Genomic DNA, 21,965 nt, shown 5'->3' with positions numbered 1-21,965 from the left:
AAAGGAGTGATTTCAAATGAATCAAGAAACATTGGATCTATTCAAAACACTTACCGAATTCCCTGCAGCCCCGGGCTTTGAGCGCGAACTCCGCGCTTACGTCAAGGATGCTATGACACCTTATACCGAAGAGTTCGTGCAGGATCGTCTCGGAAGTCTGTTCGGCGTATTGCGCGGTGAGGAAAACGGGCCAAAAATTATGGTCGCTGGACATTTTGACGAAGTGGGCTTTATGGTCACCGGAATTACTAACACCGGGATGATTCGTTTTCAACCGCTAGGCGGATGGCTTGCTTCTGCTGTTGCTTCCCAGCGTCTCCAAATCATTACACCAAAAGGCACATTGACCGGTGTTGTTGGCAGCACGCCTATCCACCTACTAAGCGCAGAAGAACGCGGCAAGACGGGCGAAATTAGCAAAATGTATATTGATATCGGTGCAGACAGCCGTGAAGAGGCGGAAAGCTTTGGCGTCAGACCAGGTCAACAAGTACTGCCGATCTGTCCGTTCACCCCGCTTGCCAACCCTAAAAAAATCATGGCTAAAGCGTGGGATAACCGTTACGGTGTAGGTCTCGCCATTGAGCTGGTTAAGTCATTACACGGCAAAAAGCTGCCTAATACTGTTTATGCTGGTGCTACTGTACAAGAAGAAGTCGGACTTCGTGGAGCACGTACAGCCGCTAATCTTCTGTCCCCAGACATTTTCTTCGGCTTGGATGCGAGCGCTGCTGCCGATATGACCGGGGATAGCCAAGCCTTTGGCCATTTGGGAAAAGGCGCTCTCCTGCGCATTTATGATCCTACGATGGTTACACATCGCGGCTTAATCGAATATGTACAAGACACAGCGGATACTCACAAGATCAAATACCAGTATTTTGTCTCCCAAGGTGGAACAGATGCAGGTCAGGTTCATGTAAGTGGAATCGGCGTTCCTTCCGCAGTCATCGGAATATGCTCACGCTACATTCATACTGCTTCATCAGTTATTCATAGCGATGACTACGAAGCTGCTAAAGAGCTGTTAGTTAAACTGGTAGAAGGCCTCGACCGCACTACACTGCAAACGATTATTGAGAACAGCTAAGTTCTTATTTTTAAAAGAGCAGCGATCCTTTTTGAAGGATTGCTGCTCTTTTTTGGGTCGGGGCTTACGGACCTGTGTCACTTGCGCCCCAGTGGTGTTTACAAACCCCGATATTACTTCTAAAAAACAATTGTGCTTATGAACCCCGTTGCCCGCTGATCCCGCCATTGGTACTACGACGGACCCATGATGCTTACGAACCCACGTTGTTTATTGTTTACGCTCCCAAGGTTACTTGCTTACGGCGACACGTTGTTTATTATTTACGCTCCCAAGTTACTTGCTTACGGCCCCATGTTGTTTATTGTTTACGCTCCCCAAGTTGCTTGCTTACGGCGACACGTGGTTTATTGCTTACGCTCCCAAGTTACTTCCGGACTCAGATGACGCTATTGCTAATTTAGAGCCTTTTGAGTAAAGTTGCGGACCTCAGTGACACTATTCCAGAGAAATGGGCTCATAATCGGTGTCATTTATGCTAATAGCGACTATGGTGTCCGATATTCCTCCAAAAGTGGCATAATTCTGCGTTTAAGATCATCTGTGTCCTATAGAGACTCCCCCTATCTCTTTTCATATAAAAAAAGCCCGCCTCAACGGCGAGCTCTTTGACAATTCTCAGACAGCTATATCAACTCATATCCAGCGGCACTTTCCACGAAGGTATCGGGAAAGCCTCATCCAGCTTCCATCTTTCTTCTTCACTCAGCGTAATTAAACCTGCAGCAGCATTCTCAATTACATGCTCACGTGAAGAAGCTTTTGGAATCGTAATGATGTCCTCCTCGCGGATCGTCCAAGCTAACATAATTTGTAGTGGGGTTGCGTTATGAATACGGGCAATTTCCTGAACTGCCTCACTCTCGATAACCCCTTTGCGGAGCGCGCCTGCTTGTGCAAGCGGAGAGTACGCCATTACGGGCATGCGGTGACTTTTCTGCCATGGCAGCAATTCAGCTTCGATGCCTCTCGACCCTAAATGATACAGCACCTGATTCATAGCACAGTGAGTTCCCCCAGCTATACTAAGCAACTCTTTCATATCGTCAACATCGAGGTTCGATACACCCCATCTTGCTATTTTACCTTGAGAGACCAGTTTCTCCATGCCTTCCACAGTCACTTCAAGCGGAATATCTCCCCGCCAGTGCAGTAAATAGAGATCCAGATGATCCGTATTCAGTCGTTGCAAGCTTTCTTCACAGCTGCGAATAAGATTCTCGTTGCCGGCATTATGTGGGTATACTTTGGATACCAGGAAAACGTCATCCCGAATACCTTTAATAGCATCACCTACTAAAAGCTCTGAGTTTCCTTCCCCATACATCTCCGCCGTATCTATCAAATCCATGCCTAATTCCACGCCTAATCTAAGAGCAGCAATTTCTTCCTCTCTACGGGAAGCATCATCACCCATATTCCAAGTTCCCTGTCCTATTCTAGGCACAGAGGTACCGTCTGGAAGCAGCATGCGGTTAGCTCGGTTCACTTTCACAATTTCAGCCAAATGCTCGATTGAATCCTTAGTCATTGTAAAAATCTCCTTACCGATAAATTGTATACTTACTTTATACGACCTTTATGACCCTTTCGAAACATCTGAATCGTGTCTAATTTATAACTTATCTTTCCTTTAGGAGAGAAAAAGTAACAAATTGATTGCTAACTACGCTATCAACTTCAGCCCCACTGCGGCTCCCAGTATCATAAAAATACAGATAACCCGCCGCCAGTCTTTGGCCTCCCCATATAAAAGCATCCCCAAAATTGCTCCACCGGATGCACCGATCCCCGTCCATACCGCATAAGCTGTGCCCATAGGCAAACTTTTCATTGCAAATGATAGAAAAAGAAAACTTCCTCCAAAACCAAGGAAGAGCAGCAAAAACGACTGCAGATTCCGGTATTTATTCAACCTGTTAATCATAGCCACTCCGAACATTTCAAACAATCCAGCAACAACCAAAAATGCCCATGCCATTTAAGACTCCCCCTTTATTTCAGTTTCTTTGATATCTTTGGTTTCGTTAGTTACCATTTTCAGACCTATAACTCCTGCCAGCAAAATAACCACCAGTACCAGCTTCATTAGCTTGAAGGGTTCACCGAATATAACCATGTCCGCAATGACTGTACCTGCTGTCCCCAGCCCAACAAATACAGAATATACGGTACCCACCGGTAATTTACTGCTTGCTGAAATAATGACATAGAAACTTATTATTATGGCTACAACTGTGATCAGCCACTCCCACACGCTTGAAGCATGCTTTAAACCTATGACCCACATGACTTCGAAAATCGCAGCGCCAACTACCTTCAGCCACTCTGAATTCTTTTTCATTTCAAGCCCTCCTTCAATTCTCCATAACTTATGATTGCCCACGGACAAACAAATAAGCCCGGAAGGTCATCGCCAAATGGCGATACCTCCCGGGCTTTTATCCCTCCGTGTAAACACAAACTTAATGTTCGTGCGTTTTCCCTCGGACCAGACCAGCTGTGCACTCGCTGCGGAACCCTAGAAAACAAATAAATGATTAAGTTACATCGTATGGTAGCAAATCGGGCGTATAAAAGCAACCTTTTCTATTCCGAGCGTAATTAAATCATAGTATAAAATTCCATAAAATTATAAAATAGATATAAATTTCATTCGATTATCTAGGAAAAGAGGTTAATTTATGTTTATTTCCAGACATTTTAACTGCGTCCCTCTAGTGGAAGGCATTTATTGCCTTGAAGCGAAGGAGCAAGGCGGAGCCATGAGCAATGCCGGTTTGATAGATATGGGTGATTACACATTAATCTTTGATACATTCAACACTCCACAAGCTGGCAAAGATCTTAGGGATGCCGCTCTGTATTATTTTAATAAACCTATCAAATACATCGTCAACAGCCATTGGCATGGAGACCACGTTAGAGGGAACCAATTCTTCTCGGATGAAGTAATCATATCCTCCAGTAGAACTAGAGAGCTCATGATAAAAACTCAACCAGACTGGCTTGCCCGAATGAAGAAACTGCTTCCTAATCTTGAAGAAGATCTTACGAAGCTTAATACATCTCTCGAGCTCGAGCTCGAACTCGAACTCGAACTGAACGATTCCAAACAACGAGAGCTCCTTTCGCAAATAGGTTATTTACAAGAAATCAAAGAGTCTATACTAACGCTTGAAGTAACCCTTCCCCAACTAACTTATGACCGCAAAATGACTATACATGGCTCGGCAAGGACCGTTGAACTCCTATCGGTGGGTACTGCCCATACGGAATGCGATTCTATTCTATTTTCTCCATCCGATTCTTTAGCTTTTGTTGGAGATATTGTCGCAGTTGATAATCATCCATTATTAGTAGACGGTAATCCCTTATCCTGGTTGGAGGCACTTACTTATGTCGAGCGCTTAGATGTGAACATAATTGTTCCCGGTCATGGGCCCGTTACTCAAAAACATTATCTACAGCAAATAAAACGGTATATAAATGATATAATCCATATTAGCGAATCATTGATACGCGAAGACATGAATGTGAATGTGAACCATATAGAAATTCCCGAGCCTTATCTGGGCTGGAATTATGGGAGTATTTTTTACAGAAATCTTGAGTTTTTGACGAAAGCAGCTAGTAACTAATTTTTGGAGTTGAAAGGAGCGGTTCGTTATGGTTTTTGGGATACTATTTGTAGGTGTTGCTGTATTTATTATTATACAAGCCGTAATACGTAATGGCTCGAGCTCAAACAAAAGTACCTTTGATAGAAATAGGCAAAATGATGCCGCCAACATGTCTTTTATGGCTGCCAGTCATCCGGATCTGCTGGATCCAAACCACTCTAACCACTCTAATCATTCTAACCACCACCATAATCACTACGGAGATCACTCGCATCACCATTCTGGACCTGACAGCGGGGGGCATAGCTGGGGTGGAGACGGCGGACATAGTGGCGGTGGAGACTTCGGTGGGGGTGGAGATGCTGGCGGGGGCGGTTGTGATTAATTGAAAAGAAACGAAAAGGACATCCCTGATCCTTCAGGAATGCCCTTTTTTTTAATGCTCATTTATGATACTGAGAATTTTAGCTTGAGTTTGGCTTAATAACTTTTCGGCACCGTGCGGATGGATTGGTTCGCTCCAAGCGAAGCCATCTCCTTCGTATCTAGGGATAAGATGCATATGATAGTGAGTCAGGTCGTTAAACTTCCCGCCATTTTGGCAAATGCTGATGCCAGCAGGTTCAAACAAAACCTTCAGGACAACTGATAGCTTCTTTGAAGCGTCCATAATCGCATAAGATGTTTCTGAATCGATATCTTCGAGATCCCAATAATGCTTTTTAGGGAGAATTAGGAGATGTCCTTCGTTAAATGGAGCAATGTCGAGCACACAAGTTACAAATTCATTCTCGTATACTACGTTTACGTTAGCCTCAATCCCGTTAGCGATTCGACAACCCAAACAATCCATACAGGCACCACCACTCCATCCGAAGAAATTAAGCGCGTTCTAGCTTATCTTATTGATTAAATTGAAAACGGCTAAGCAGTACCTCACCATTAAAAATGAGATAAACATCGGTAGTTTCAGATTCCACGGACACTTCACCAGTAAGTGTGTTCCACTGCTGCAACACGCCACCCGACGTTACAGTCACAGATCCAACCAGCTTCCCTGCTGGGCTGCCCGTTCTGATCTCAAGGGTGCCACCTTTTGCAGAGGATACCAAGGCTTCAAAAGCTCCTGCCCCTTGCTCGAACAATACATCTTTAAAAGCGATCCAAGCGCCATCTTTTACCGGATGTATGGAGGCACCGCCTGCTTTGCACTCGTCCAGATATACGCCTTCGTAGTCATCGTAATTCTCTGCTTTGGTATTGATATACAGATTACGCGACGGAATAACGTCCCCTTGAACTAATAGTTGAGCGGATAATTGGATATCAGCAGATGAACGGCCGATCAGAACCATGTACTCTCCATTTTCCACGCAATATTGCTCACGGGTAACATCCCAGAATGCCAGCTCGGCAACCGGTAACGTAAACTCTAGGGTTTGCGATTGACCTGCGGTTAGGTTTACTTTTTCAAAACCCTTCAACTGTTTAATCGGACGTTTGACCCGGGAATTCAGAGCTTGCACATATAGCTGCACCACTTCGTCCCCATCAACAACGCCTGTATTCTCTACTTGAACAGAAATTTTCAGCGTCTCATTCGCTTGCAGCTCCTTAGCGCTTAGGCTTAGGTTGCTGTAGGAAATTTGGGCATAACTTAAGCCGTGTCCAAACGCATACAGTGGCTCTCCGTCAAAGTACATATATGTTCTTTTGCCTTTGATAATATCATAATCCATCAGCTCAGGCAGCTGTTCTACAGAACGAAACCAAGTCATGTTCAGCTTGCCGGAAGGACTGTAATCGCCGAAAAGAACTTCTGCCACCGCATTGCCCAGCTCTTGTCCACTATGGGAGGTATACAATACAGCCGGAATGTTCTCGTCAATCCAAGTGGAAGTTATCGGGTAACTGCCGACAATGACCACTACCGTATTCGGGTTCGCTTCATAGACAGCTTTAACCAATCGCTCTTGCTCCTCTGGAAGCACAATATCCGGTCTGTCGATTTCTTCTTTTCCGTTAAGGAGTGGATGGTTGCCCACAAAAACCACAGCGATTTCAGCAGCCTTGGCAGCTTCTACTGCAGCCTCTATGCCGTTAGTTACGATGTTCTTTTTAAAAAGACCTGCTTGCGCATTGGCATCCTGATCTGCCACTTGCAGCGTTCCATTTTCCGGATTCACCGAGATCATTTTATCATTCCAGGTCCGCAAAGATACCGTATCTTCGCCTTCCGGAACGATGTTAATCGATTCTTTTACAAACCAGCCGTAAATTTCATCAGCAGATGCTGTGAGAGTCTCTGCTTCGCTTAAAGTTACATACTGACCGCGACTTGTCGCCTTCAGAGTATTGCTAGTCCAGCCCCAAGCTGTATGATGGAACAATTCTCCGTGCTCTGCTATGTCATGTTGTACAGCCAGTCTTCCGTCCTCCCCTGTGATTCCAATGGCTTGGCCGTTTGCGGCTGAAGTAAGAATGATCTGATCTGCGCCACTCTCAAAAGTAACGTGTTTACCAGGCAGCTTTTTGCTAACCCCCTGCAGCGGAGTCACTCCATAAGGTAAAGTGCCAGAATACCAGTCTCTAAAGGCTTCATCACCAAGCGGACCAATAATCGCCAATTTGCTCAGACTGCTTTTGTTCAATGGCAATGTGCCTTGGTCATTCTTCAACAATACTATAGATTGTTTCGCAGCTTCCAAGGAGAGTGCGGTATGTTTTTTGCTAAGTATAACGGAATCGTCGATTGCTGCGTATGGGTTCCCTTCAGCCGGATCGAACTCTCCCAGACGGAAACGAACTCTGAAAGTGTTGGCAAGCGCACGATCCAAATCTTCCTCTGCTAAGAGGCCTTGGTCTAGTGCTTCGTGAAGAACCTTGATTGTCTCTGCGGTTTCTTCTGTTACGCTGTCAATTCCATTTTTGATAGATTCAGCCATCGATTGTGCAAAAGATTCATAATACTTGTGATCCTTCACAATCCCAAAAAGATCGCCGGCATCGCTTACGATAAAGCCATCCATTTCCCATTCGCCTTTAACCACATCCATTACTGCCGGATGAAGAATAACAGGCACGCCATTCACCGAGTTATAAGCGGTCATCATGGACTGTGCGCCACCTTCTTGAAAAGCAGGCTTAAACGCTTCCAGATAATACTCCCGCATATTTCTCGGATCGATGCTCGCGGAGCAGTTCCCGCGTTCAATCTCATTATTGTTGCCGAGGAAATGCTTCAGCGTTGCTACCGCTTTCAAATAGACCGGGTGATCACCTTGGATTCCCTGCACAAGTGATGTGCTGAGGCGTCCGGTCAACTCTGGATCTTCGCCGTAAGCTTCCTCGGTTCTTCCCCAACGCGGGTCACGTTCCATATCCACCGTTGGCGCCCATAATGTCAGACCGTTCACCGTTGGATTCTTTTTGTAAAAGGCTCTAGCTTCATCTCCGATGGCCGAACCAATCTCCTTCAGCAGCTCTGGATTCCAAGTACAAGCCAGTCCGCTCGGCTGAGGAAAAGAAGTCGCTTTTCCAAGCCAAGAAATCCCGTGCGCCGCTTCCGTACCATGCTTGTAAGCCCCAACACCCAAACGCTCTATGGCAGCTTGATACTGAGGCATCAGGCTTACTTTTTCATCAAGTGTTAATCTGGAGATCAGATCCTGCACTCGCTCATTTAAAGGTAAATCAATCTGTTGAAATGGATATCTAGCTATATCTGTTCCCATCAAAATCGCTCCTTCGTCTCTTGTTGATAGCGGTTTCATTCATTCTCGAGGACAATCCTTCGAAAAAACACCCATACGTCCTATCCATCTAATCATAGAAGATTCCCCTCCTCCGCAACACCTTAACAATCTAAATAGAAATCAGGTCATAATTAGAGATTTAGGGGGGATGATGTGAGTGTGAGTGCATGGGTTTGCTCATTATTCGCCTCCAATCTGCGGGATTTATACCGTTCATTTGCCCTATTCTCGCTGCACGCCTCCAATCTACGGGATTTATACCGTTCATTTGCCCTATTCTCGCTCCACGCCCGCAATCTACGGGATTTATACCGTTCATTTGCCCTATTCTCGCTCCACGCCCGCAATCTACGGGATTTATACCGTTCATTTGCTCACTTCTCGCTCCACGCCTCCAATCTACGGGATTTATACCGCACATTTGCTCGATTCCCGCTCCCCACCCACAATCTGCGGGATTTATACCGTTCATTTGCTCAATTCTCGCTCCACGCCTCCAATCTGCGGGATTTATACCGTTCATTTGCTCGATTCCCGCTCCATCTCCGCAATCTACGGGATTTATACCGTTCATTTGCTCAATTCTCGCTCCACGCCTCCAATCTGCGGGATTTATACCGTTCATTTGCTCGATTCCCGCTGCACGCCTCCAATCTGCGGGATTTATACCGTTTATTCACCACAGCTGAATATCGTTAAGTGAATGTACATATTCATAACGACAAACCCTCCCACTCACCTGGGAAACTATCGGCTTAAACTTACCTTTCTCACAAAGTGACCTCATACATTTCCTAACTGTACGCAGATCAATGCCAATCTCCCTCACCAAATCAACAGGCCGAATGTCCCCGCTCGAACGCACCGCAATTTGCAAAATATCACGCTCCAGTCGACTAAACGCCTCCTTCTCTTCTGTCCTTAAAGCGAGGTACGGCATCAGTAATGATCTCAACAAAAAAATAGTATTCTCAGGACTCGCTTCCAGATCATCATATGGTATCGCCACTACCCGATAACCCGCGATTTGTAGATAAGTCTCTCGATTCAATTCCTGCCGATAACGCGTCCGATCTGTGTTTTGCACATGTGGGCCGTAACCTTTTACCTCAAAAGCAAACTTAACCTGCCCAGGCTTCCACGCATAATCAACAAAATAAGGCCATCCCCGCCAATCCAACACTTCATATTCAGGATGAAGATCATTAAAATGACCCATCATTGGCCACCAAACCTTCTCCGTAAACATTCGCTCACCATGCCCATGTCCCCGCTCCAATCTCCCCCGTCTTTCTCCCGTTCTTCGACTAATATGATCTCCCACCCACTTACGATGTTCTTCCGTAAACCCCATAACGTTCTCCTCCTCCTTGGCATAAAAAAATCCCGCACCCAATTATGGATGCGGGACGTGCTTCGTCCTATTACTCAGAAGTATAGTATTCGCCTTCTTATGCTGTCAATGACACTCTACATTCAACGTTAGCACTCGAGATAAATTTGCTTACCTATTAAAAAATCACATTGGTTAAAGTGAGTCGCATTAAAGTAAGTTCAGTTACAGTTAGCTCATTACAGTAAGTTCATTTAGAGTCAGATCACTAAAGTTAGTTCAGCTAGAGTAGATCATTACAGTAAGTCCAGCTAGAGTTAGATCACTAAAGTTCAGTTAGAATTAACTCAGCAAGAGCAATCTTGGCTAAGTAAACTACATTTGAGTTAGACGACTAGATTTAGCTCAATATAGGTAGGTTTTGTATAGTAGTTCCGTTAAAGTAATCTCGGTTTGACTAAGTTCCGCTCGAATAATATTATTCGTCCTACCTTTTTGAAATTGCCCAAAACCGTTTTCCATTCTCCACTATTCACTGGCTATCGACCTATGCTTTTTCTATTTAATTGTATTTCATGCAACTATTTATCCCTTATCCCCCTAAAAGTCCATTTAGTTGTACTTTCTACAACTAAAAAAGGAAACATTAGGTAGTTAAGCGTAAATGATCAAATTTAGATGTACAAAGTGCAGTTAACTGTTACTTTTCCTAAAACTACTGAAGTTTAACTGCACAAAATGCAATTAAAACTGAGTTCGAGAAGAGGCTGACTGGATTGCGACTTAGTTACATTGACTTAGCCGCCTAGCTATAACATTGCGACTTAGTTACATTGACTTAGCAGCCTAGCCACATCATCGCGACTTAGCAACATTAATTTAGCGACCTAGCCACCATCACGACTTAGCAACATTAATATAGCGGCTCAACTAGAGTGACATATTGCTCCCTCTTCACTGCCTTCCCTCACCTAGCAAATGTGCAGGCCGAGCCCCTAGCCCATAGGCATCATAAGAGATCATTCCATCGACACCCTGACTTCGACACCCCAACTTCAATCCGAGACGGGAAATCAATGACCTTAAATCCATTATCCATTATCCTTCACAACAACCTTTCACAGATATGTCGGAGAGCGTTCTTTTGTTCCCTAACAAATCACCATTTACCGCATATAGCTTACGAAATCCCTGCTTATAAAGAATTCTCGCGGCTTTATTTCTCTTGTAGTAACTTCCTGCAAGAATTAGAACCGAGTCGCCCGGAGATAGACAGTGCTGCCAGACATAGGGTAACCGCCCCAGCGAAATATTTATCGAACCACGGATACTGTCCTTCTGGTAATCAACGGCATCCCTGACATCGAGCATTTTCATAGCCAATGATTGATCCGCTAATTCGCGAACCTCACGGACTTCTATATAAGTAAGTGAACGAACAGGCCAAGCATAACGCAAAAACCTCACAATACTAAAGACAATTAAAATACTCAGTAGGATCCGAACCATCATGCTCATATCATTACTCCCGTACCAAAAAATCATCCGTCCAAGCGCCTAATCCACCCGTCATGTTCACAACGTTATACCCCTTTTCACTCAGCAGCTCACAAGCCAGTCCACTACGGCCACCACTAAAGCACATCACAATTATCTCGCCATGAGAATCCAGTTCATCTGTGCGCATCAATAGCTGTCCAAGCGGAATATGTTTAGCACCCATTACATGTCCCTCCACCCATTCGGCGGGTTCGCGTATATCCAACATGGTAAGAGTTTCGCCATTCTTCAAGCGTTCCGCCACTTGCTGTGGGGTAATTTCCTTTGAAATTTTAAAAGACATCGAGCATCTCTCCTTCACCTTTATAAAAATAACTTGATTTCCATATCACTATATCATAATATTACGATATAAGGATATTGTAAAGCGAGGTGTTCGTTACCATGGACAAAAATTTCAAAGCCTATAACCAAACCGCCGAAACCTTAAAGGCTATAGCTCATCCCGTGCGCTTGTGCATCATTAAAGGACTTCTGGAAAAGGGCAGCTGCAACGTGAGCTTCATGCAGGACTGCCTCGATCTTCCACAATCTACGGTGTCCCAGCATTTACAGAAGCTTAGATCACTAGGCATCGTTGAAACCGAACGTAATGGGCTGGAGATTAACTATTCTGTTAAAGACGAAAAAATCAAACATCTGATTCAGTTATTTTTAGGGGAGGAATAAGTCATCATGAGTAAAAAAATATTAATTGTTGGCGGTGTTGCAGGAGGCGCGTCAGCAGCCGCCCGACTTCGGAGATTAGATGAAGATGCCCATATTGTAATGTTTGAGCGTGATCCGTACATTTCTTTTGCCAATTGTGGACTTCCTTATTATATCGGTGGGTCCATTCAGGACCGCTCCAAGCTGCTGGTGCAGACACCGGAGGCGATGCATAAACGTTTTAACATCGATGTTCGGATTCAAAGTGAAGTCGTGGCTATCGACCCTGTGAACAAAAAAGTGCGAGTAGAAAGCATAGAAAAAGGCTCCTATGAAGAGAGCTATGATGCGCTTATTTTATCGCCAGGTGCTAAACCGATTCGTCCGAATCTGCCCGGTATCGAGAGTTCCCAAATACACATGTTGCGTAACATTCCCGACACTGACAAAGTCAAAGCTAAAGTCGCTGCGGAAGGCACACGTTCGGCCGTGGTGATCGGTGGTGGATTTATCGGTGTGGAAATGGCTGAGAACCTTAGAGAAGCTGGTCTGGAAGTTTCCTTAATTGAAGCAGGACCACAAATATTAGCTCCATTCGATACTGAAATGTCTTCTATTTTGGCAAAAGAACTCGACGAGCATGGCGTTAATCTTATTTTTTCCGATATGGTCAAAGGGTTTGCTGAGGTGGGAGAACAAATACAGGTGCAATTAGCAAGTGGCACTGTACTGCAAAGTGATATGGTTCTGCTGGCTATCGGCGTTTCTCCGGATACCTCTTTTCTGAAGGACAGTGGCTTAGAATTCGGTCCCCGTGGCCATATTTTAGTCAATGAGCGGATGGAGACCAATCTGGATCAAGTGTTCGCTGTAGGTGACGCGGTTGAGGTGGTTGATTTCGTAAACGGAACAAAAACCGCCATTCCACTAGCTGGTCCTGCCAATAAGCAAGGGCGGATTGCTGCGGACAACGTCAGTGGTCTCGGCACAACTTACAAAGGATCACAAGGGACTTCTATTATAAAGGTTTTTGGAGTCACAGGTGCTTCTACAGGTAATAATGAAAAAACATTACAACGTTTGGGTCTGCCGTATCACGTGATTTATATACATCCAAGCTCACACGCAACCTATTATCCGGGGGCAACCCCGATATCTATGAAACTGATTTTTGATCCAAAAGGTACGGTGCTAGGAGCACAAGCTGTAGGTTACAGTGGTGTAGACAAACGTATCGACGATATCGCTACAGTTATTCGTTTTAGAGGTACGGTCACTGATTTGACGGAGTTGGAGCTATCTTATGCCCCTCCTTATTCTTCCGCTAAAGATCCGGTGAATATGGCTGGATTTGCCGCTGAAAATATTTTGCATGGTTTGACTACGGTATTCGTCCCTAAGGATTTAGAAGGTCGTGACAAAAACAATACCATTTTAGTTGACGTACGTTCGGAAATCGAACATGCTAATGGTCATATTGAAGGGTCTATTAACATCCCTGTGGATGATCTGCGTAGTCGGCTAAGCGAGCTTGACTCTAGTAAAGAAATTTGGGTGTATTGCCAAGTTGGACTCAGAGGCTACACCGCTTCCCGGATTTTACAGCAAAAAGGTTACCGTGTGAAGAATCTGACCGGCGGTTATAAAACCTATCAGATGAGCCAATTTACGCCTAAAAAAAAAGATAACTTGACGCCAAACGTTGGTACACCAGCAGCCAGTAAAGAAATCGCAGCAACGGGAGCAATGACGGAGACTGAAACTGAAACTGGAACTGGGACAGAGACTGGAACTGGAACTGGCACAGTTACACCAACCGTTAACGCTACAGCTTTCACAACACCTGATTCCGTGCTTGATGCCTGCGGACTGTGCTGCCCAGGGCCGCTGATCCAAGTTAAAATGAGCATGGACCCGCTCTTGGACGGGCAAGTCCTGAAGGTCACTGCTTCCGATCCTGGATTTTATGAGGATATCAAGGCTTGGGCTCGTATGTCCAACAATACGCTTTTGCAGCTAACAAAGCTGCCTACTGGCATGATCGAAGCTTATCTGCGCAAAGGAGTTATCGAGACTTCAGCATCAGCACCAACCGGAGCAGGCGCACAAGTAATTCAAACTAGCAATGCAAGCACAATGGTTGTTTTTAGCGGGGATTTGGATAAAGCGATCGCTTCCTTCATCATTGCCAACGGAGCAGCATCCAGCGGCAAAAAAGTCACAATGTTCTTTACCTTCTGGGGCCTCAATATTATCCGCAAGGATGAGAAGGTGCCTGTGAACAAAAACTTTATCGGAAAAATGTTCGGTGCCATGATGCCACGCGGCAGCCGGAAGCTGACGCTTTCAAATATGAACATGATGGGCATGGGCTCGAAGATGATCCGCTCTCTAATGAAGAGCAAAAATATCTCTTCCTTGGAGGAATTGATCCAGATGGCTATCGACCAAGGTGTGGAAATCGTCGCCTGCCAAATGTCCATGGATCTTATGGGCATCACTCGTGAAGAACTGATTGACGGTGTCGGAATCGGCGGCGTTGGTTACTATCTCGGCCAAGCCGATCAGTCGGGTCATAATCTATTTATCTAAATACCTTAACATCGCAAAGGGACTCCTCTATTTAAATAGAAGAGTCTCTTTCGTATATAAAAATGAACTCACGAGAATCGGTGATATAGATTTGAATAACCAAAATGCAGAAATTGGCTGGATCTGGATACAGAATCTAAAACCTGCTATCCTATTTAATAGGCATTCATCCGAACAACGACCTATTTCAGGTAAAAAAAGGAGATTAAATGAATAACCCGATACATATTCTTGTTGCTGAGGACGACAGCGACATCAACCGATTGCTGTGCAACATTATCAAGAAAAGCGGCTATATTCCCCAACCTGCTTACTCGGGAACGGAGGCACTTCTCTATCTGGAGCAACGTCAATGGAGCATGCTGCTACTGGATCTGATGCTGCCAGGCATGTCGGGTGAGGAACTACTTGAGAAGATTGCCGGGCGGGATGATATGTCGGTAATTATCATTTCTGCCAAGGGTGAGCCCCAGACCAAGGTGTCTGCCCTGCGGGCGGGGGCGGATGATTTCATTACGAAACCCTTCGACGTTGAGGAAGTCTCTGCACGGATCGATTCTCATCTGCGTTTGTATTCGCGGATTACGCAATCGGCTTTGCCTAACGTGCTCCAGCATCAGGGTCTTGTGCTTCATCGAGAGGCGATGTCGATTACGGCAAATGGTGTGGAACTGACGCTCACAGCTCTAGAGTTTGAAATTCTCTCGTTACTTTTGTCAGCCCCCAAAAAGGTGTTTACGAAAGCGAATTTGTATGAAAGAGTCTGGCACGAGCCATATTACGGGGACGATAATACGGTCAATGTCCATATGAGCAATTTGCGCAGCAAGCTAACCAAGGCCGCACCAGGAAGCGAATTTATCGAGACGGTATGGGGCATAGGTTATCGGCTCAAGCCTTAAGACATTCTTAAGATTTGGCTTTAGCTCTTCTTATGTTTTCAATTCTATACTTGGTCTATCACGAAAAGGAGGCCAAGACGAGATGTACGAGTATGTATTAAAAACAAATCAGCTATCCAAAAAGTTCAAGGGCCATACAGCGCTGGACAAAGTCAATTTGTCAATCCGTAAAGGCTCTATTTATGGTTTTATTGGACAAAATGGAGCCGGAAAATCAACATTAATCCGGATTGTGACCGGACTTGCTTTTCCGACTCAGGGGACGATCGAGCTGTTCGGAGCCAGTGAAGAGCAAGCCCTGATCCAGGCTCGTAAGCGAATCGGCTCGATTATCGAGAGTCCCGCTTTATTCCCCCATATGACTGCGAGTGAAAATTTAGAAGCAAACCGGATTCTACGTGGTATTCCCGGCAAAGATTGTGTTCCTAGAATGCTAGAGCAAGTTGGACTGCAGGGCGCCGGAAAGAAGAAAGCCAAAAATTTCTCACTTGGAATGAAGCAGCGGTTAGGTCTTGCCATCGCCTTACTGGGAGATCCAGAATTTCTGATTCTGGACGAGCCAACTAATGGGTTGGATCCGATGGGTGTCGTCGAAATGCGCGAACTGCTCAAGCGACTAAACCGTGAGCTAGGCATTACGATAATGATCTCAAGTCATATTCTAAGTGAGCTGCATTTAATGGCAAGTCATTATGGCATTATTCATCACGGTCAGTTGCTTGAACAACTCACTGCGGAGGAATTAAACGAGAAATGTCAGCAGTATTTATTTATCAAAGTGGATGATCCGGGCAAGGCAACAGCCGTCATTCAGAACGAGCTGGGTACGGCCGATTTCGAAGTGATGCAGGATGGAACCATCAAGTTGTATAGCCGTATTGAGCAGCCAGGCAAAGTATCAACAGCGTTATTCAATGCCGGCCTCGAGATCGAGAAGTTTATGCCTATGGGTGAAGACTTGGAAAGTTATTTTACAAAGCGGATTGGGGGGAACCCAAATGTATAATCTGATCAGAGTGGAGTTTTTCAAGCTCCGTAAGAATAGATCATTTTGGACTTTTCTATTGGCACTTTCCGTCCTCTCGCTTGCGTACCCTTTGCTATATTATTTTGATCATCGCTCCAATGGGGAACCTCAGATCACCGGCGCTGAATTTCTGACTACCTTTATTTCAAGCAATGCCTACATTATTAAATTCGGCGTAGCCATTCTGGCTGGATTCTTTATCTCTAACGAATATTCCACAGGGGTCATGAAGACGATCGCATCTTCGGGCAACACCAGAGGCCGGCTGTTCGCAGCAAAACTAATCGTATTCGCAGTTGGAGCCATGGCGATTTCGCTCGTCTTTCCTATTGTCAGCACAGTCGAAGTCACGCTGCTTTCGGGCTTCGGTCATCTGCCGGAAGGAAGCACTACACTTTTCATACCGCGAGCTCTCGGGCTAACGTTATTGTACACGGCTGGTTACGCAGCCATTGGGGCGCTGTTCACCGTAATCCTAACCGACAGCGGCAAAACTATCGGCTTCTCAATGATTTTCTTCCTTATGATCGATACGGTTTTGGCTAGTATAGGTTCGAAGATCTCTTTCTTTAGTAATTTGTACGATTATTCCATCTTCAAACGGGTGAGCGATATCGGTAAGCCCAGTATCGACAGTGGAGATTGGCCAGCGCTTTTACTTGTACCGTTGTTGACAATAGCCGTTTCCGGGGTACTCGGTATTCTCGTATTCCACCGAAAAGAGATCAAATAGCAAATGGGGGGTGCAGGAGAGTGTTGCTTATTCTGACAATCATATTGTTTGTGGCAGGAGCTCTCCTGCTTTTCCGTTTGTTAATGTTAAGGCGAGAGCTAGGGCGGATAACAGGGCAATTGCATACCTACAATAAGCGAGCAACCGGTAAAAAAATTGATGTGGCTCTATTCGACCAGAAGCTTGAGGCGCTTGCAGGACAAATCAATCGTCAATCTGATTTAATCGTCGAAGCGGACGCCCAGCGAAAACGTGTCGAACAAGAATTCCGTCAGGCTGTTACGAATATCTCACATGATATCCGTACACCCCTCACCTCCATCTTCGGTTATATTCAACTGTTGGAGGATGAGTCTATTACCCCTGATGAAAAACTTGAATATGTTTCCATCGTTAAAAATCGGACGAAACGGCTGCAGGCGCTGCTGAATGATTTTTTTGAGCTTTCCTTGATCGAATCGCTAGATTATCCTCTACATACGGAAAAGCTTGGGATGACGGCCCTGCTCTCGGAAATTCTGGTCGGATTTTACGATTCTTTCAACGAACGCAATATTACACCGGGTATACGACTACCTGAGGAAAATGTATCCGTATACGCCGATGAATCCGCTGTGCGGAGAGTTGTCGAAAATTTACTTGTCAATACGGTCAAACATGCGACCGGGTATGTAGAAATCCATTTCGAACGACAGCAGGAAACAGCTGACTTAACAATTGTAAACGATGCGAAGGAACTAGTCGGAAGCGATATTAACCTCTTATTTGACCGATTCTATACCGCAGACCGTACCCGATCTTCTCAAGCTTCCGGGCTGGGTCTCTCCATCGCCAAAAGTCTAATGAATAAAATGGGTGGCACGCTGACAGCCGAACTGGAGGGTGAGAAGCTGATAATGACCTGCCGTTGGAAACTAGGCGATGCTGGCATTAGCTTGGCTACTTAATTCATTTTATAGTTGGTCTAGACTAACCATTGTTCTAACCCGTTTATGGAAGGTAGCTCATTCCCGATAGCCAATGGTCTGCAGGTTTTTCCGGACTTCTTCGAACTGATCTCCCACCCGTTCAGGTTCATGGTTCTGAACAAAACTTTATCGAGAAACTATTCAATAAAATGGTCTCTGAATTTACGAAGCAACCTCCCGGCTATGAATTATATTTAAAAACACTTATGTTTGAGCTGCTTATTTATATTTATCGCCACCAGGAAGCTCGTGCCTTGTTAATCAATACTGCCTTTAAAGTAGCCAAGATAGCTGAAAATGTTGGATTTGATAATATGACTCACTTTGGTCGGGTATTTAAGGAAATCACCAGGCTTTCTCCACTAAAATACCGCCAGACTTATAAGATAGAAAGTCCATGATGTATCTACGAAAAAGGAGCAGCTGCAATCATTTTTATTACAATATCTAAACCAAAAAGACTCCTCTATTTATATAGAAGAGTCTTTTTTTTGTTACGACAGGCTAACGGATTATGTTTAAAATCTAACTCAGCAAGTTTAGGCTTGCTTCTTCAAGCGAGGGTATAAGAAATTTATGATCGATTGGCGATGACATCACGATCAGAATCGTGTAAGTACCGTATTTGTCACATTGATTTCCGAACTCCTCGAGGGCTCGTGTAGAGTCGGTTACTACCTTCAATAAGTAGTTGTGTTCCCCACTTATACGGTAACATTCGACGACATCAGGACTTGAGCGGCAGAAATCAAGGAATGCATTACAATCCCTAGAATGAAATAACATGTAGGCAGCTGCTTGTTTCCCAATCTTTTCAGGAGAAATTATGGTGCGATATTCGCTGATGATGCCTTTTTCCTCCATACGCCTAACTCTCTCCGTAACCGCAGGTTGCGATAAACCGACACATTTGCCCAGCTCTGTCATAGAAATTCTTGCTTGATTTTGAAGATGGAAAAGAATTTGCTTATCAACATGGTCCATCAAAATCGCCTCCTTTAAATTTAAGGTTTTCTATATTAACTAGATTGTAATTAACCGTTATAAAGCTAATTTAGCTTAGTTGCCTTATGTAATCAAGATAACTTGTTATATATAATAACCCTACAATAGTAAAGTGTTCTTGACTTTAACTATTCCGAAGGGATGAAGACCGTTGAGTATATTGGATTCAAATAAAATAATTACAGAATGTTTATCAGGTCGCATCGATAGAGTAATCGATCGAACCCTCGCTGACAAGCGCTTGGTCGGTGCTGTCATTAAAGTGGCGATAGATGGGGAACTGGTTTATAGCCGTGCTGCCGGTTTTGCCGACCGCGAGCTAGGCCGACTTATGCGAGAAGATGCCTTATTCCGGCTCGCTTCAGTTACTAAACCTATCGTTTCAACGGCAGGCCTAGTATTAGTTGCGCAAGGTCGTCTACAACTGGACGACCGCGTTGATCGTTGGCTTCCAGAGTTTCAGCCGCGTTTGCAGAATGGCGAGTTCGCTTCCTTGACGATTCGTCATTTGATGACGCACACCGCGGGCCTGTCTTACCGATTTTTCCAAGAAGAGAAGGGTTCCTATCAGTCAGCAGGGGTATCAGATGGTATGGATCAGTCCGGCATCACATTGGAAGAGAACCTGCGCCGTCTTGCCTCTGTCCCCCTCCTTTATACGCCAGGTACCGAGTGGAAATATTCCATCGCGACAGATGTGCTGGGAGCAGTAATTGCAAAGGTCACAGAAACACCGCTCAGTGAGGCTGTACATTCACTCGTGACCAAGCCGCTTGGCATGAGCGACACGGGTTTTATTGCAGTCGATCGAGAACGGCTGGCCACTTCCTATGCCAATGATACTCCAGAGCCACGGCCCTTACTTGATCCTGACAGTATTGCCTTTGTGGAGGGAACGGCTGGGTTCCTGCTTGCCCCTAGCCGAGCACTTGACACTACTGCCTATCCTTCTGGAGGAGCTGGCATGGTCGGCAGCGCCGGAGATTTTTTGCAACTGCTGGAAACATTACGTAAGGGCGGAGCGCCGCTGCTACCGGAGTCACTGGTTCACGATATGACGACCAACCAGATCGGTGATCTGCCAATGGCCTTCTGGCCAGGACGAGGCTTTGGCCTAGGCATCACGGTACTAAAGGATCCTGTCGCCGCAGACACTCCAGAATCTCCGGGTACTTGGCGCATGGGTGGTACTTATGGTCATTCGTGGTTCGTAGATCCCAAGCAACGCCTCAGTGTCGTCGCTTTCACTAATACCGCATTGGAAGGCATGTCGGGTCAGTTTACTGTAGACCTTTGTGATGCCATTTATGATAGACGTAATAAATAGAGCATGAACACAAGAAGCCTGGGTCCGGAATGAACCAGCCTAGGCTCTCTGTCCAGTAGACCCTATTCGTCGTCTATATCATTGAGTTTGCTAAAATTATATAAGAGAGGGGCCTCTCTATGAGCCAAAACACATCTTCTGCCACACAAAGTGCCCCCAGCACTCCCTCTTCTGAACGTCTGCCATGGGCTGGATTACTCGCCTTAGCTATGACGGGGTTTATCTGTATTCTTACCGAAACGATTCCGGCAGGCTTGTTGCTCCAAATAGGTGAGGGGCTTGGTGTCTCCGAGGCCCTTGCCGGTCAACTTGTCACTTTGTATGCTCTTGGTTCCCTGTTGGCCGCGATTCCCTTAACTACCGTGACGCGTGGATGGCGGCGGCGACCACTGCTACTAATGTGCATCCTTGGTTTTCTCATATTCAACACCGTCACCACTTTTTCTTCCAATTATATACTTACGCTAACAGCTCGGTTCTTCGCCGGCGTATCCGCTGGAGTCTTATGGGGCATGATAGCAGGTTACGCCCGGCGCATGGTGCCGGAGTCACTCAAAGGACGAGCAATGGCGGTAGCGATGGTTGGCACACCTCTCGCTCTGGCACTCGGTGTCCCTGCTGGAACCCTTCTTGGCACCCTTGTAGGCTGGCGCTCTATCTTCGGGTTCATGTCGCTATTAGCTCTCATGCTGATCGCTTGGGTATTTTGGAAGCTACCGGACTATCCAGGAGAAGCCCCTGATAAACGGCTCCCTCTCTACAAGGTTTTTGTTATTCCGGGGGTACGGCCGGTATTGTTTGTCGTTCTGGTATGGGTACTAGCACACAACATCTTGTATACCTATATTGCCCCCTATCTTACTCAGGCCGGGCTAACCCAGCGGGTTGACTTGGTATTGCTTGTTTTCGGCATTACAGCGCTTGTTGGCATCTGGGTCATCGGTATTTTGATCGACCGCAAACTGCGTCCATTGGTTCTGATCAGCCTAGCTGCTTTTGCCTTGTCATCCATTGTACTAGGCATTAGTAGCAGCCAGCCCATAGTGATCTATTTAGTGGTTGGTGTATGGGGGTTGACGTTCGGAGGAGCAGCTACTTTGCTACAGACAGCCGTTGCCGAAACCGCTGGCGAAAGTGCAGATGTGGCCCAATCGATGCTGGTGACGGCATGGAACCTAGCTATTGGCGGTGGCGGAGTGATAGGCGGAATTCTTATTGAAACACTTGGTGTCCGCTCCTTCCCGTGGGTAATGTTTATACTATTGATTCTTGCGCTGCTAGTAGCGTGGCGCGCTAAAGATTACGGATTTCCTTCAAGGAAACGTTGAGGCATACCTATCGAGTTAATGGGTAACGGTATCCAGACAAGAAATTTACACAAATAAGGCCAGTGGTGCATATT

General features: G+C 45.5%; 22 protein-coding genes and 1 riboswitch. Of the genes, 13 read left to right on the top strand and 9 right to left on the bottom strand.

Annotated features, from left to right (window positions below; all coding sequences use genetic code 11):
- The first annotated feature begins 16 nt into the window (after nucleotides 1–16).
- Nucleotides 17–1,090, top strand: coding sequence for a M42 family metallopeptidase (locus tag MHI25_RS07765; RefSeq protein WP_076125194.1), 1,074 nt, complete (start codon nucleotides 17–19; stop codon nucleotides 1,088–1,090).
- Between the two features lie 631 nt (nucleotides 1,091–1,721).
- Here MHI25_RS07765 and MHI25_RS07760 read toward each other — a convergent pair.
- The 3 genes from MHI25_RS07760 to MHI25_RS07750 form a co-directional block, all read right to left on the bottom strand.
- The gene (locus MHI25_RS07760) at nucleotides 1,722–2,621 is read right to left on the bottom strand and encodes an aldo/keto reductase (RefSeq protein ID WP_076185306.1); all 900 of its coding nucleotides are present in this window, start codon (nucleotides 2,619–2,621) and stop codon (nucleotides 1,722–1,724) included.
- A 135-nt stretch (nucleotides 2,622–2,756) separates the two neighbouring features.
- Nucleotides 2,757–3,071: a multidrug efflux SMR transporter gene (locus tag MHI25_RS07755; RefSeq protein WP_076125196.1), complete on the bottom strand. Its 315-nt coding sequence runs from the start codon at nucleotides 3,069–3,071 to the stop codon at nucleotides 2,757–2,759.
- Nucleotides 3,072–3,434 carry a multidrug efflux SMR transporter gene (locus tag MHI25_RS07750; RefSeq protein WP_340395210.1) on the bottom strand — a complete coding sequence of 121 codons (363 nt, stop codon included), beginning with the start codon at nucleotides 3,432–3,434 and terminating at the stop codon, nucleotides 3,072–3,074.
- 84 nt (nucleotides 3,435–3,518) lie between these two features.
- A riboswitch (guanidine-I (ykkC/yxkD leader) is annotated at nucleotides 3,519–3,626 on the bottom strand.
- A gap of 148 nt (nucleotides 3,627–3,774) precedes the next feature.
- Here MHI25_RS07750 and MHI25_RS07745 point away from each other — a divergent pair.
- Both MHI25_RS07745 and MHI25_RS07740 read left to right on the top strand, forming a co-directional pair.
- Nucleotides 3,775–4,731 (top strand): MBL fold metallo-hydrolase, encoded by a 957-nt coding sequence (locus tag MHI25_RS07745; protein WP_340034161.1) that lies wholly within the window; start codon nucleotides 3,775–3,777, stop codon nucleotides 4,729–4,731.
- Between the two features lie 28 nt (nucleotides 4,732–4,759).
- Nucleotides 4,760–5,098, top strand: a complete 339-nt coding sequence (locus tag MHI25_RS07740; protein ID WP_076185308.1) for a hypothetical protein — start codon at nucleotides 4,760–4,762, stop codon at nucleotides 5,096–5,098.
- 51 nt (nucleotides 5,099–5,149) lie between these two features.
- Here the strand turns inward: MHI25_RS07740 and MHI25_RS07735 are convergent, their stop codons facing one another.
- Together MHI25_RS07735 and MHI25_RS07730 are read right to left on the bottom strand one after the other, a co-directional pair.
- The gene (locus tag MHI25_RS07735) at nucleotides 5,150–5,566 is read right to left on the bottom strand and encodes an HIT family protein (RefSeq protein ID WP_076185309.1); all 417 of its coding nucleotides are present in this window, start codon (nucleotides 5,564–5,566) and stop codon (nucleotides 5,150–5,152) included.
- 49 nt (nucleotides 5,567–5,615) lie between these two features.
- Nucleotides 5,616–8,447, bottom strand: a complete 2,832-nt coding sequence (locus MHI25_RS07730; protein ID WP_340395209.1) for a glycoside hydrolase family 3 C-terminal domain-containing protein — start codon at nucleotides 8,445–8,447, stop codon at nucleotides 5,616–5,618.
- 184 nt (nucleotides 8,448–8,631) lie between these two features.
- Between MHI25_RS07730 and MHI25_RS07725 the strand changes: the two genes are divergently transcribed.
- The gene (locus tag MHI25_RS07725) at nucleotides 8,632–9,171 is read left to right on the top strand and encodes a hypothetical protein (protein WP_340395208.1); all 540 of its coding nucleotides are present in this window, start codon (nucleotides 8,632–8,634) and stop codon (nucleotides 9,169–9,171) included.
- On the opposite strand, the gene MHI25_RS07720 is transcribed toward MHI25_RS07725, so the two are convergent.
- From MHI25_RS07720 to MHI25_RS07710, 3 genes are all read right to left on the bottom strand, one after another.
- Nucleotides 9,145–9,822, bottom strand: coding sequence for a hypothetical protein (locus MHI25_RS07720; RefSeq protein ID WP_340395207.1), 678 nt, complete (start codon nucleotides 9,820–9,822; stop codon nucleotides 9,145–9,147). The genes MHI25_RS07725 and MHI25_RS07720 overlap by 27 nt on opposite strands.
- A gap of 1,077 nt (nucleotides 9,823–10,899) precedes the next feature.
- Complete coding sequence (locus MHI25_RS07715; RefSeq protein ID WP_076185312.1) at nucleotides 10,900–11,319, bottom strand: rhodanese-like domain-containing protein; 420 nt, start codon at nucleotides 11,317–11,319, stop codon at nucleotides 10,900–10,902.
- A gap of 4 nt (nucleotides 11,320–11,323) precedes the next feature.
- Complete coding sequence (locus MHI25_RS07710) at nucleotides 11,324–11,644, bottom strand: rhodanese-like domain-containing protein (RefSeq protein WP_340395206.1); 321 nt, start codon at nucleotides 11,642–11,644, stop codon at nucleotides 11,324–11,326.
- A gap of 101 nt (nucleotides 11,645–11,745) precedes the next feature.
- On the opposite strand from MHI25_RS07710, the gene MHI25_RS07705 reads away from it, so the two are divergent.
- The 7 genes from MHI25_RS07705 to MHI25_RS07675 all read left to right on the top strand — a co-directional run bounded on the left by MHI25_RS07705 (nucleotide 11,746) and on the right by MHI25_RS07675 (nucleotide 18,632).
- Nucleotides 11,746–12,030: a metalloregulator ArsR/SmtB family transcription factor gene (locus tag MHI25_RS07705; protein WP_036675735.1), complete on the top strand. Its 285-nt coding sequence runs from the start codon at nucleotides 11,746–11,748 to the stop codon at nucleotides 12,028–12,030.
- Nucleotides 12,031–12,036: 6 nt separating this feature from the next.
- Complete coding sequence (locus MHI25_RS07700) at nucleotides 12,037–14,601, top strand: FAD-dependent oxidoreductase (RefSeq protein ID WP_340395205.1); 2,565 nt, start codon at nucleotides 12,037–12,039, stop codon at nucleotides 14,599–14,601.
- Nucleotides 14,602–14,810: 209 nt separating this feature from the next.
- Entirely contained in the window at nucleotides 14,811–15,503 is a 693-nt protein-coding gene (locus MHI25_RS07695; protein WP_076125214.1) for a response regulator transcription factor, read from the top strand.
- Between the two features lie 82 nt (nucleotides 15,504–15,585).
- The gene (locus MHI25_RS07690) at nucleotides 15,586–16,509 is read left to right on the top strand and encodes an ABC transporter ATP-binding protein (RefSeq protein ID WP_076301939.1); all 924 of its coding nucleotides are present in this window, start codon (nucleotides 15,586–15,588) and stop codon (nucleotides 16,507–16,509) included.
- A complete protein-coding gene (locus MHI25_RS07685) occupies nucleotides 16,502–17,263 on the top strand; it encodes an ABC transporter permease (RefSeq protein WP_076141190.1) in 762 nt (253 codons plus the stop codon). Before MHI25_RS07690 ends, MHI25_RS07685 begins: the two co-directional genes overlap by 8 nt.
- A 20-nt stretch (nucleotides 17,264–17,283) precedes the next feature.
- A complete protein-coding gene (locus tag MHI25_RS07680) occupies nucleotides 17,284–18,210 on the top strand; it encodes a HAMP domain-containing sensor histidine kinase (RefSeq protein WP_340395204.1) in 927 nt (308 codons plus the stop codon).
- A 227-nt stretch (nucleotides 18,211–18,437) separates the two neighbouring features.
- Complete coding sequence (locus MHI25_RS07675) at nucleotides 18,438–18,632, top strand: helix-turn-helix domain-containing protein (RefSeq protein ID WP_179089394.1); 195 nt, start codon at nucleotides 18,438–18,440, stop codon at nucleotides 18,630–18,632.
- A gap of 124 nt (nucleotides 18,633–18,756) precedes the next feature.
- Here MHI25_RS07675 and MHI25_RS07670 read toward each other — a convergent pair whose 3' ends face one another.
- Nucleotides 18,757–19,215, bottom strand: coding sequence for an Lrp/AsnC family transcriptional regulator (locus MHI25_RS07670; protein WP_076185318.1), 459 nt, complete (start codon nucleotides 19,213–19,215; stop codon nucleotides 18,757–18,759).
- 172 nt (nucleotides 19,216–19,387) lie between these two features.
- Here MHI25_RS07670 and MHI25_RS07665 point away from each other — a divergent pair, with 172 nt between their 5' ends.
- Together MHI25_RS07665 and MHI25_RS07660 are read left to right on the top strand one after the other, a co-directional pair.
- Entirely contained in the window at nucleotides 19,388–20,563 is a 1,176-nt protein-coding gene (locus MHI25_RS07665) for a serine hydrolase domain-containing protein (RefSeq protein WP_248547722.1), read from the top strand.
- A 119-nt stretch (nucleotides 20,564–20,682) separates the two neighbouring features.
- Entirely contained in the window at nucleotides 20,683–21,891 is a 1,209-nt protein-coding gene (locus tag MHI25_RS07660) for an MFS transporter (RefSeq protein ID WP_076185319.1), read from the top strand.
- Nucleotides 21,892–21,965 lie beyond the last annotated feature (74 nt).

The organism is Paenibacillus sp. FSL E2-0177, from assembly GCF_037992975.1.
GTDB classification, from domain to species: Bacteria; Bacillota; Bacilli; order Paenibacillales; family Paenibacillaceae; genus Paenibacillus_AQ; species Paenibacillus_AQ odorifer.
The sequence above is the reverse complement of the archived record's forward strand: the minus strand, read 5'-3'. Positions and strand labels throughout refer to the sequence as shown.